The sequence below is a fragment of the Aminobacter sp. MSH1 genome, assembly GCF_003071665.1.
Taxonomy (GTDB): Bacteria; Pseudomonadota; Alphaproteobacteria; order Rhizobiales; family Rhizobiaceae; genus Aminobacter; species Aminobacter niigataensis.
In genome coordinates this window covers 4,732,452-4,744,469 of the sequence record NZ_CP026265.1, presented here as the reverse complement: position 1 = coordinate 4,744,469, position 12,018 = coordinate 4,732,452, and the positions used below count along the sequence as shown (strand labels likewise).

Here is a 12,018-nt window from a genome sequence, read left to right as displayed (position 1 = left end):
TGATGGCTCGCAAAATCACCCGCACTCACCAGTCCCGTCGTGCCGCACGGCATGAGTTCGCCGGAATAGAAATCGTAGGTGCATTGCTGACGCCTGACATGTTGGGTCGCATTGCTGCTTTCGATGCGAACGATCAGTCCGAGGATGGCTACGGAATTCCGGCCGGACTCAAGCTTCGCGATGAGATTGCTCGTTATTATCGGATTGGCGAGGCGCTTTGGTCTCGCTTTGCCGCAGCCCGAATTCACAGCGTTGGGGCGTCGGAGCGGTTTGTCCTGGAATTGCTTCGCCAGTGCTTCGGATTCGATACGATCAAGCCGCAAGCGACGACTTGGATCGGTGAACGTGAGTTTCCGGTTCGGCATAGCGCGCTGAATGGCCGTGTGCCGATCGTGATAGTGCCGGCTCCCGTCGATGGGGCTCGGCGTTCCGGGTTGGAGGAAAGTCTTGTCCAGCTCGGTGACGGATCGCGGCGGCGATCCGGTACGCTGCTGCTTCAAGAATATCTCAACTCCATGGAGGGGGCCTGCTGGGGTCTGACGAGCGATGGGGTCAGCCTCCGCCTTCTACGCGATAATATCAGCCTCACGCGTCCTGCCTGGATCGAAGCGAACCTCGCAAAGATTTTCTCAGAGGGACTGTTCCCAGATTTTTCAGCTCTTTGGATGTTGATCCATCAGAGCCGGTTTGGAAGCGACCAAGCGGCGGTTGCGGATTGTTCCTTGGAGCGCTGGCGCGATCGGGGTCGTACCGAGGGTGTCGCCGCCCGAGAGAAACTTCGCCAGGGCGTCGAGGCGGCTCTGCGCGAGCTTGGCCAAGGCTTCATCGAGCATCCAACGAATGACTTGCTTAGGCAGGCGCTGCGGGATGGATCGCTCACACGGCAGAGCTTCTTTGAGGAGCTGCTGCGCCTTGTCTATCGTCTGATCTTTCTCTTCGCGGCTGAAGATCGGGAACTGCTGCATGCGCCAGACGCCACTTCTGAAGCAAAGCGGGCCTATCTTGAAGGTTACTCACTCGGTCGGCTCCGTGAACGCTCCATGCGGCGGGTTGCCTGGGATCGCCACGGCGATTCCTGGGAAGGTCTAAAGGTGACATTTGTCGCGCTTTCCCGTGGCGAGGTGCGGCTTGGCTTACCTGCGCTCGGTGGATTGTTCGCGCGCGGCGTTCTTGCAAATCTCGATGGCGCTCAGATCGAGAACCGCCGTTTCCTAGCGGCCATCTGGCGACTGGCTTGGCTACGTCCGGATGGGCAACCTTTAACCCGGGTCAATTGGCGCGATATGGAGACCGAGGAACTTGGCTCGGTCTACGAGAGTCTTTTGGAGCTAACGCCTCTCGCCAGCGCGGATACGCGAACCTTTGAATTTGCTGAAGGTGATGAGACGAAAGGCAACGCTCGCAAAACTACAGGCAGCTACTACACGCCAGATGCATTGGTGAAACTGCTTTTGGATTCGACACTCGATCCGATTCTGGACGCCGCGGAAGCGCGCGGCGCCAGTGATCCTGTGGGCGAAATTCTGAAGCTATCGATCATTGACCCTGCATGCGGCTCTGGCCATTTTTTGCTCGGCGCCGCACGTCGAGCTGCTGCACGGATCGCCAAGCTGCGAAGCCCTGGCGCACCGAGCCAAACCGAGTTCCAGCATGCTCTGCGCGAAGTTGTTGCGCATTGCATCTACGGCGTCGATCGCAATCCCATGGCGGTTGAACTATGCAAGGTCGCACTATGGATCGAAGCGCTCGACCCAGGGAAACCGCTGACCTTCCTTGATGCGCAGATCCGCTGCGGCGATAGCCTAATCGGAGTATTCGACCGCTCCATGCTGAAGCACGGTATCCCAGATGAGGCATATAGGCCGCTAACCGGCGACGACAAGGAGATGGCAAAGACGTATGGCCGCTACAATAAGCAGCAGCGCGATGGGAAAGGCGCTACTGGTTTTCTTGCAGAACTGCGGCCGCCTGTTGCCCTCACGCACGCAGATCGTTTGCTCATCGGAATGCCGCAAGACACTCTTGAGCAGGTGGCCGCCAAAAGTCGGAGTTTTGAAGACATTCGCAGGCACGACGAGTGGGTACGCCTGAAGGCAGCGAGTGATCTTTACATTTCGGCCTATCTTTACACTGCTGCCTACTTTTCGCCGAAGCGCATCACGACTTCAAACTTCGACGATATGCCGCTGACAGAGCATATTTGGCTGGCGGCAGACGGCAATACAGTCCCGCAACATCTGATCGACGGAGCCAAGAAAACGTCGGATGCGGTACGAGCCTTCCACTGGCACATAGAGTTTCCGCGCATCTTCGAAGCGGGTGGCTTCGATGTTGTGATTGGCAACCCACCCTGGGACAGAATCAAGTTTCAGGAGCAGGAGTTTTTCGCGGCGCGCTCACCAGTTATCGCTCAGGCTTCCAATAAGGCGGAGCGTGAAAAACTGATCAAGGTTTTGGAGAAATCAGAGCCGGCCAGCTCCGACGGTCGGCTCTGGGTCGAGTTTCAGTTCGCTAAGCGCACCACGGAGGCGGCGAGCGAATTTGTTCGCAGCTCGGGTCGCTTTCCGCTGACGGGAAGAGGAGACGTCAACACTTACGCGTTGTTCGCTGAACACTTCAGTCGGCTGGTGCGACCACAAGGTCGTGCTGGAGCTATCGTTCCGACTGGAATTGCAACCGACAGCTCAACGTCACTCTTTTTTGGCGATTTAATCGACAGGCAGTTTATTCGTTCTCTGTATAGCTTTTATGAGATCCGCGGATGGTTCAAAGGTACAGATGACCGCAAGTCGTTCTGCATTTTATGCATGGGTCCAACCGATGCCGCGGCGGAATTTTGTTTCGATATTAAGGCGGTAGAAGAGCTGCAAAATCCGGAACGCCGTTTCAATCTTACGGCAGCAGAGATAGCTCGAATAAATCAAAATACTAAAACGGCGCCCGTATTTCGTTCCCGGGCTGACGCAAAGCTAACCGCAAAGCTCTATAGCAATGTGCCAATATTGATTGAAAACGATTCAGAAACTGGTTCTGAAGGCAGAAACCTATGGCACTTCACATATCAGACAAAGATGTTCGATATGGCCGATGCAAGCCATTTGTTTCTGAATCGAAAGCAAGCAGAGGCGGGCGGCTGGTCAGAGAGAATCGGTAATTGGGAAAGGCAGTCTGACAACAGTCTGGAGCGCTACGTTCCGTTGTACGAAGCAAAGATGATTCATCATTTTGATCATCGATGGGCAACATTTACATCAGACTCTCTGGATGAAGACGGCGCGCGCGACTGCAGCCTTATTGAAAAGCAGGATCATTCATTTGAGGTGGCACCGCGCTACTGGGTGTCCGAGGCAGAAGTGGCGATGCGTGCTGCGCGCGTGCCGGCGGGCCTGAAACGGGCTGTTCGCGAGGAGAATGCAGAACGGATTCTGAAATGCCTCGCCGAGTGGCTTGTAGGCTATTTCGCCGCCGAGCATCAGACAATGCGAGAAGACGACCTCACCCGTGTGATTGGTCGCCATCACACTTGGCGATCTGCGCTGAAGACCTCCATCGATCGATTTTTACTGGACCCCAAGACATGTGCCAGCGGCGTGGCTATGCAGCGCGAGACTCCGCTCACCGCTGATGACGTGACTTTCTTTCGCCAAGGGCCCAGCGATCCAATGGACCTCGCAAAGGCTATCATCGAGCACAAGCAGCCTCGATGGTTGATGGGGTGGCGTGACATCGCCTTGAGAAGTGTTGAGCGGACTGTAATCGCTGGCGTATTCCCGAAGGTTGGGGTCGGTCACACACTCAGAGTTTTGCATCTGGATGTCTCGACTTCTCACGCTGCGGCGTTCATCGCCTGTTTGTCGTCTCTCGCACTTGACTATCTGGGTCGTCAAGTGATCGGCGGCACGCATTTGACGGTCGAGTCATTGAAGCAGCTACCTATTATTCCTCCGGATGCATTTAGTTCTTCAGAGCTTGCCTACATAACGCCGCGGGTTCTGGAACTGACATATACGAGTCATGGAATGCGCGCGTGGGCTGAAGATCTGGGATACTCTGGCGCGTCGTTTGCGTGGAACGAGGATCGTCGGGCGGTCCTCCGTGCGGAACTAGACGGGTTCTTCGCCCGAAAATACGGCCTGACTCGCGACGAGTTGCGCTACATCCTCGATCCAGCCGACGCAAAGGGTGCTGACTATCCGTCGGAGACGTTCCGTGTGCTGAAGAACAAAGAGGAAGCTCGCTACAACGAATATCGCACGGGGCGACTAGTCCTCGACGCTTGGGATCGGCTCGCAGCGACCAACATTGGCACAAAGGCTATCGAAGTGCGGGTTGTCTCGCCCTCGATGCTCCGGGACGGCGCGTGGGCACGTCCGCTGCCTGCTGGACCTGGCGACGCTGGCGCCATGCTCGCTGCGATCCTTAAAGCGATGAATGGGCCACTGCCAGCACGTCAGGTGCGCCTTGGGGCTATATTGGGACTCGAACCACGGCTGCTGCTGCCCCACCTGGATGCTAGCCAGACAGTTGAATGGCAGCGGCTCATCGGCGCAGAAGCGGCTCCACTCACGGGCAATGCTACGTCATTTGCCCCGCGGGTCGATCGGAATTGGGGTGCGGCCGTAATAGCTCATCGTGGCAACGGACGGTTGGTCGAAAACCTGACGATCGGCACATGGGCACCGGGCCCAGGCCTCGGCTTAGTCGATACTGCGGGTTGGCCGGATGGACGCGCTGGATTGGTGATGGGCGTGCTGGCACAGATGTCCACCGACACCGTAGTCTCGGCCATGCCAGAGGAAATCAGGGGGTGGGTTGATGCCGCAGCAGCCTGATCTTCTCGGACCTCCGTCACTTTCAGTGCAGCCCTCGCAAGGGCAGAGCGGTCCTCGCCTCTGGGTCAAACGTCTGGCGATATGGGATGAGCCCGGTGGAGAAAAGATTCGGGATATCGTGTTTCGTCCAGGGCTCAACATCATCTGGTCACCCGATAGCGGCGATGCGCTCTCTTCGGAGTCGCCTGCCGGCGTGATTGGACATGGCAGTGGGAAGACACTGTTCTGCCGCCTCCTACGGTATTGTCTCGGTGAGGATCGGTATGCATCCGAAAACCAGCGTGAACGCGTTGGCGTCGCATTCCTCAACGGAATCGTGGGCGCAGAAATCATGCTGGACGGGGTATGCTGGGCCGTTGTCCGACCGCTGGGAATCCGACGCCGCCACATGGCAGTGGCTGGCGGCAACCTCGACGAAATCGCTGCAGGCGAAGGGACGTCGACCGGTCTTGAACCTTTTCTAGACGCGGTCGAGCGGGGCGTCCTGACCATGGGGTTGGCGGCACTTATCTCGGGGCAGCATTCTGATCGTCGAAGCTGGCCGATTGCATTAGCCTGGCTCACGCGAGATCAGGAGTGCCGATTTGACGATGTGCTGGATTGGCGCTCCACAGTGTCGGACTCCGATTCTCCGGTGCGAGGAATGACACAAACGGAGAAACTTGATGCGCTCCGCGCCTTTGTTGTCGCGATTACGCCGGAAGAACACGCCAAACGGTCTGAAGTGGCCAGCCTCGACGATCGACGTCGAACAATTGAACAGGAGATCGGCCACCGGCGCTGGGAAATTGAGAAAAGCCAAAATCGGTTAACTGTCGCTCTCGGCTTAACCGCTGAGGAAGTGACCGCAGGCCCTTTTGCCATCGAGCAAATGCGAAAGAGAGCTCAAGGTCTTCTCGCGGCGGCGGCAAAACTACCCTTGGGTCAGTCCGGAGCCGGCGTCGAAATCGCTCGACAGGAACATGAACAAGCTCAGGCAGAATGGACGCGCCTGGATGGGGAGCGCATTCGTATCCAGGCGACAATACCGCTGGTAGAGAAGATGCAGAGTCAGCTTCAAGGCGAGCTGCCCGGAATTTCGTTCTCTAGGAGCGAGGCGGAGAGTCCAATTTGTCCGATTTGCGAGGTGCCCATCGACCGCACGTTGGCAGAAGGCTGCGGACTTTCCCATAAACTCCCTGACTTAGAGGCATGTGTGCAGCGCTGGGAGCAGCGCAAGAAGAGTTTTGATGAAGAGGCCGCGAAACTTGTCGGGTTGCGATCTGAGCAAACGCAAACACTACAGAAGCTTGCTCTTGCCAAACAGCACGCGGATCAATTGAGCGATCGCGTAACGGCTCTTGAGCAGGCGCGAGACGCCCGGGAAGGAGCTTGGTACGCTGCGCAGCGGCTTGCCGATGATATCGAGCGCTTTGCGGAGTTGTTTGGCGCACAAGAAAACGCGACGACGGCGGTTCGAGAGGTCGTTTCGAAGCTTGAGACAGAAAGAAGTCTGCTTGGCGTATTCCGCGACAAGCAGGCTCGCGTTTTCGGTCGGATAAGCGAGAAATTTGATCCTATTGTCCGGCACTTGGTAGGGGCCGACGCAAAGGGACACATTACGCTGAGTGGCAATGGGCTTGAGCCCAATGTGAATATGGGTGGAGATCGAACGACCGCGGCAATCGATTCACTAAAGGTGTTGGCCTTCGATCTAGCCATCTTGTGCCTGAGCATTGAGGGTGCAACGCGTGTTCCCGCGTTTCTCGTTCATGACAGCCCGCGCGAAGCCGACTTGGGGCTAAGCATCTACCATCGGCTGTTTCGGCTGGTGACGGAGATCGAAGCATTCGGCGAGGCACCGCAGTTTCAGTACATTATAACGACGACGACGCGCCCACCCGAGGATTTGGCTGTTGAGCCTTGGCTGCGCATGACGCTGCGAGGATCACCAGGGACCGAGCGACTCCTGCGACGTGATTTGTGAGGGGTGAGTTCGTGTCGCTATCTCAAATCGAACGGATTCGCCTTGACAAGGCCGCTGTGGATGAAGGCTTCGGCCTCCGACGGTCAGATGAAGGCGATTGGCTCTGCTATGACAGCCTTGGCGCGCCAGCCTCACTACGCTTGACCTGGTCGGACGGAGAGTACGTGGTTGCGGTAAACCACGCCGGTGTTGCCATTGATTTAGATGCGCGATGGGCCAGGTGGCAAGGACACGATGGTTCTCAACCACTAGGTTTCGCGGCGTTCTGTGTCTCGGACACGGCGCCACTGCATCGCTTGGTACGTGAGATATGGCAATTGGCACGCGCACTGCCCATTGAGCCGTTACGCGTGTTTGAGGCAGCGACTCGCAATCTTCCTCGGACTACCGAGATTGAGCGCCTTGTGATTCAACGTGTCGGCCAGAATATCTTTCGCGACGCGTTGTTTGCATACTGGGGCAGTGTCTGCGCTGTGACGGGCATATCCGAGCCACGCCTCCTTCGTGCCAGTCACATAAAGCCATGGGCGCAATGCGAGACGGACGGGGAGCGCTTGGACGTCTACAATGGCCTGTTGCTCGCCGCTCACTTGGATGCTGCCTTTGACGCAGGGTTGATAGCGTTCAAAGACAGCGGAGAGATACTGATCTCAGATAAATTAACTGAAAACGATCGACGAGCCATGAATATCAACAGCCATCTGGTCCTTCGTCAGGTGGCAATTAGCCATTACGAAAATCTCGGTTGGCATCGTCGAAATCTATTTGCTTCAACGATGTAAACTAGCGGCGGATGTTTGTACTCATTCGTCTTGTTTGAAAAACTATTGTCGCGATCGGATTTGGGGCGACATAGGGGGAAACCGAACAAGTCGGGCTTCACGCCCTCAAATCTGGAGTACCTCCGCTTGGGATCAATGATTCATCTGACACTTGGTCGCATTGAGCTCGATTGGGGCAAGAACGGCGGCTTTCAGAACCACAGCGCCCTGTTCCGACCGAGCGACCTCATTGAAATCCCATATTTCTACGCTGCGGACGAGAATGATGCCGAAAGCGCAGCGCTTCCGCTCATTCGGCGCTCAGATACCTTCAGCTACCGGCTCATCACGGAGATGAAGGAGGGCTACTCCGCGCCCTTGCGAACGGTTGACGACGACGACGTCAGCGGGCTCAGCGCCTATACCATCATCCGACTCCTTGCCGACAATCCATGCGCCCAGGACCTGCCGGTCACCTGGCAATTCGCTGACGTTGCAGATGGCGGCTGGGCGCCAAGAGAGAGCTTCAATGCGCCCGTTCGCCAGGGGAGCCGCTTTCTCATTGTCACCGAGGGCACTTCCGATGTTCAGATAATCAAGCATGCCCTCGCGCTACTGGCGCCTGATCTCGCTGACTTCTTCGATTTCGTCGACATGCGCGAGAACTATCCGTTCTCCGGTACGGGTAACCTCTACAACTTCGTGCGAGGCCTTATTAGCATTCGCATTCAGAACAATGTCGTCATCATCTTCGATAATGACGCGGAGGGTGTGTACAATTGGGAACGATCGACGCGATTGAACCGCCTTGAGAACATGCGGATCGTCAAGCTGCCCGATCGCTCAGCTTTCAAGCAATTTCGCACCCTTGGTCCGACGGGCGAGCATCTCGCCGACATTAATGGCAAAGCCGCGGCGATTGAGTGCTACCTCGACGCTGGCTCGGAGCCCGTCGTGCGCTGGACGAGCTACGACCCAAAGCGGGATTGTTATCAAGGACTCGTCGAAAGCAAGGAAGCGATCGCGAGTCAGTTTCTCCGTCAGAAGAAGCTGGAGCCAGGATACGACTACTCCGGCCTTGAATCCATCCTGACCATGCTGATCAGCGAGTGCGTTTCGATAACCGAGGCGGCAGCCAAGGCCGCTCTCGAAGCCGAACGGCCGGATGGCTAGCTCAGTGACCCCATTTTCCACAACTGCTGCCGTCTGATTGTTTTTCTGGTGGGTGGCATTTGAAGCCGCGGGGAGTCGGTTCAGCCGTAGCCCATGAGCAACACCGTGATGCCGCTGACTTCCTACCGTGGATCTGGTAAAGCGCGTTGGATCGCAGCGACTGCCGCGCGACCTTCCGACAGAGTGACGTCGATTAGTGCCTGTAGATGATCAGTCGTGGCGCTGTGGGATCCGACGTACCCGGACCGCACAAGATCCACGAACGTTTCCCCTCGCAGGTAGTGACCCTTCAACTCGCTGTAGGCTATGCGCAAGCCGCCGCGCGGGCCGTCGAGCCGACCTTCTGCTAGCATTTGCTTGAGGTGTCCAAGACTCAGGAGAATGCCCGCGCCGCCCGTCTCCCCGTACCGTCGCACAAGCTTGAAGAAAAAGGGGCTCGGGGTCATTCGATACGAATCTGGTTCGCCGAGGGTCTGATCAAATCGCGCCATGCGCGCCATTTCATCTCGGAATTGTTTGTCTATAGGAACAGCCCATTCTTGCTCGTCTTTCTCCCTGAATATTCCCAGGCCGGTCTCCACGTCTCGAACCGAGCGTTCCAGTGGCTCCATCATCTTGTACTGTACCATGACGATCGAGCGACGTGTCTCGTTGAGGTAAATTAGGTCCACGCCGAATAGCTGTTCGAGCGGTTGCTTGTTGGCGGTAAAGACCTGGAGCTCCTCGCGACCTTGAGTGAAGACAGCGCGGCCGGTCACATCGCTCGAATCCAATGTCCAATCGGGGATCCAACGAGCGTCGTGCTCGATCACCACATCTTCCTGCAGCCGCGCCCCAGCCAGCGCGGTCACCCGCTCGCCGATCGCGAGTGAGCTAGCTGCGGCGTTTGGAGCTCCAAACGCTTTCAGGGCGAGGAAGAATGCATCCTCCTGCAAGGCAATCGCGTTGCGATAGCGCGTCGGCCGACGGACGAGGCCGAGCACACGACGGAAAGCGGTGAGGTTGTCTGGCTCGGCTGCCAATCGCTCCAAGAGCCACTCGGCGAGTTTCGGCGACACTTCCTCAAACTCCAGGCCTGAGGCAAGCAGACGGTCGGCACTGCTCCGGAGCCGTGTAGGGATCGCGTCCCCAATGAGGTGGCTGAGATCCTGCGGCACGACCGATTGAACGTGGTCGAACGCGACCCGCGAGTCCCTCGTGGCAACGGCTTGGATCGACCGGACCCAACCAAGCTTCATATGCGGCGCGGCATGTGCCTCCGGAGCATCGCCAAAGATATCGTCATCCGGGATAGGCCCACCGCTGATGACCATCAGCACCGGCGCTCGCGTCTTCCCAGCGCGCGCGACGCGATGAGGAAATACTGAGGTGAAACGATGCCCTAGCGCTCGTGTCTCCTGAAGCTCAAGCCAGTCTCCGACGCTAAGTCGAAGAATGGAGAGGCCGCGCTGCTTTAGGGAGTCTATGTTGAGCATGATCAGCCGCCCGGCCTGGGCGGGATGTCATCATAGCCGAATGGGCATGCCGCAAGAATCCGCGTCGCCTCGTAGAGCTGACCCCGCCCATCCACACGGCCGCTCTCCGAGACTAGGTGGAGGTTTTTTCGCGCGCGCGAGCAGACGACGTAAAGCAGGCGCTTGGCGGCTTCCAGTTGGTTGTCATCGGCAAAATGCGGCACCATGCCTTCAAGAAGAGCGTATGCGATTACGGAGTCGTATTCGGCGCCCTTCACGCCGTGAATGGTCGAGACCGTAATACCGCTGCGCGTTGCGAAGACCTTCCGGAAGGTTGTGATTTCGGCGAACGCGACGCCGCCCTCCCGGACCAGCCGATCGATCCTTGTCGCCGAGCTTTCGAAGAAGGCGACGTGGTGTTCGACCAGCGTCGGCACGGCGCGGAAGTCGATCTTGAGTTGTGCGAACAGGAGATCGAAGATCTCCCGCAAATAGGGGAGCCCGTCATTTTGCTCGCTGTGGATCGAGTTGCATTCTCGAAGGAGCGATTTTCGGGAAAGTTGGGCGGTAGCGACGCCCGCATGATCAAGAGCGGCGAGTACCTCGTTAGCCCAACGTAGCCGCCGAACATAAAGCTGAGGGCTCGGTTCCGTCAGCACGATCCGAGCGAGCTTGTACCAAAAATTTTCGATGTCCCGCGCGAACGGCGCGATCCCTGGGCCGTCAAAGCTGTACTCAGGAAGAGCGGCGACTAGCCGCCGCGTCATGCTGGCAAGATGAATCCACCAGGGGGCAACGACACACACCTCGTGGGGCCTGATCCCGACGGTTTCAATGTTGAACCGGATCAGTCGGACCAGTTCCGCCTCAAGCTGCGCGTTCGACGTGAGGCGGTCGAAGGAAACAAGGCTGATGTAGTCCTTATCGCGGCCTTCCGCGATAATCGGGGCGGGGTGAACGTGGTAGTTGACGAAGTAATCCACGATCCGCTGCGAGGATCGGTAGTTCATCACCAACCCCTTTTCGGTCAGCTCCAAGCCGCAAAGGGCGGCGAAATCCGCGCGCGAAATGGCGTAGCCGCCGAGCGACCCATAGATGGCCTGGTTGGGGTCGCCGACGAGGAAAGTCTTGGCGCGGCCCTCGGCGCTCTTCAGGATCGCGCCCAAGATAGCGTACTGGATTTCCTTGGTGTCCTGAAACTCGTCGACCAGCACAAAGGCGAAGAGCGATCCGAGGAGCGTCTTGATCGACGGAACGGTCGAGATGAGTTCGTAAGCGTAGTAGAGGATAAGCTCGAAATCGACCTGGCGGTTTGCTCGCAAATGCGCCCAGTATTTCTCCAGGAGTCCGCTGATCGCCGCATGGCGCCGACGATCGGTCGCTTCAAGCCGCAGGCCCTCGGAAGTGAAATAATAGTTGCATTCGAAGGGCCGTAGCCTCTCCGGTGTTCCCTTGCAGAGCTCCGTGAACATCTGCTCGGTGTCGTGACTGTCGATCACTCGAAAACCACGCTCTAGGTCTGGGTGATAAAGCGCGTAAGGTCGAAGAATCCATTCCAGGCAAAAGGCGTGGATGGTCCCAATCCAAAGCTGGGAAGTGTCAACGCCCAGTCGCTCTATGCGCTCATGAATCTCGTCGGCGGCGCGATTGGTATAGGTGATGGCGACCACCCAAGCCTTGTCAGTGGTCAGTCTCGACAATTCCAACGCGATTTTATAGGTCAGCGCGCGGGTCTTACCGCTCCCTGGACAGGCGACCAGGAACACGCTGCCGGGTTCCGTGATCGCGGCGACCTGCTCGGGGTTCAAATCGTCCTTCGGCCAAACGAACAT

Annotated in this window: 6 protein-coding genes; 4 read left to right on the top strand and 2 right to left on the bottom strand. The window is 57.5% G+C overall.

From position 1 onward, the window contains the following. Positions 1 to 2 precede the first annotated feature (2 nt). From CO731_RS23385 to CO731_RS23370, 4 genes are all read left to right on the top strand, one after another. Positions 3 to 4,832 (top strand): N-6 DNA methylase, encoded by a 4,830-nt coding sequence (locus CO731_RS23385; protein ID WP_108610014.1) that lies wholly within the window; start codon positions 3 to 5, stop codon positions 4,830 to 4,832. Next, on the top strand, positions 4,816 to 6,798 hold the full coding sequence (locus CO731_RS23380; protein WP_199914510.1) for a chromosome segregation protein SMC: 1,983 nt from the start codon (positions 4,816 to 4,818) through the stop codon (positions 6,796 to 6,798). The genes CO731_RS23385 and CO731_RS23380 overlap by 17 nt, the downstream gene beginning before the upstream one ends. Positions 6,799 to 6,809: 11 nt before the next feature. Next, entirely contained in the window at positions 6,810 to 7,580 is a 771-nt protein-coding gene (locus CO731_RS23375; protein ID WP_159091690.1) for an HNH endonuclease, read from the top strand. Between the two features lie 135 nt (positions 7,581 to 7,715). Then, on the top strand, positions 7,716 to 8,732 hold the full coding sequence (locus CO731_RS23370; protein ID WP_108609038.1) for a HEPN/Toprim-associated domain-containing protein: 1,017 nt from the start codon (positions 7,716 to 7,718) through the stop codon (positions 8,730 to 8,732). Between the two features lie 122 nt (positions 8,733 to 8,854). Here the strand turns inward: CO731_RS23370 and CO731_RS23365 are convergent, their stop codons facing one another. After that, positions 8,855 to 10,207 (bottom strand): hypothetical protein, encoded by a 1,353-nt coding sequence (locus CO731_RS23365; protein ID WP_108609037.1) that lies wholly within the window; start codon positions 10,205 to 10,207, stop codon positions 8,855 to 8,857. 2 nt (positions 10,208 to 10,209) lie between these two features. Next, on the bottom strand, positions 10,210 to 12,018 hold the full coding sequence (locus tag CO731_RS23360; protein WP_108609036.1) for an ATP-dependent helicase: 1,809 nt from the start codon (positions 12,016 to 12,018) through the stop codon (positions 10,210 to 10,212).

Coding starts and splice junctions, on each gene's coding strand:
- CO731_RS23360 (WP_108609036.1), bottom strand. CDS start 12,018: ATGTTCGTTTGGCCGAAGGACGATTTGAACCCCGAGCAGGTCGCCGCG.
- CO731_RS23385 (WP_108610014.1), top strand. CDS start 3: ATGGCTCGCAAAATCACCCGCACTCACCAGTCCCGTCGTGCCGCACGG.
- CO731_RS23380 (WP_199914510.1), top strand. CDS start 4,816: ATGCCGCAGCAGCCTGATCTTCTCGGACCTCCGTCACTTTCAGTGCAG.
- CO731_RS23365 (WP_108609037.1), bottom strand. CDS start 10,207: ATGCTCAACATAGACTCCCTAAAGCAGCGCGGCCTCTCCATTCTTCGA.
- CO731_RS23370 (WP_108609038.1), top strand. CDS start 7,716: ATGATTCATCTGACACTTGGTCGCATTGAGCTCGATTGGGGCAAGAAC.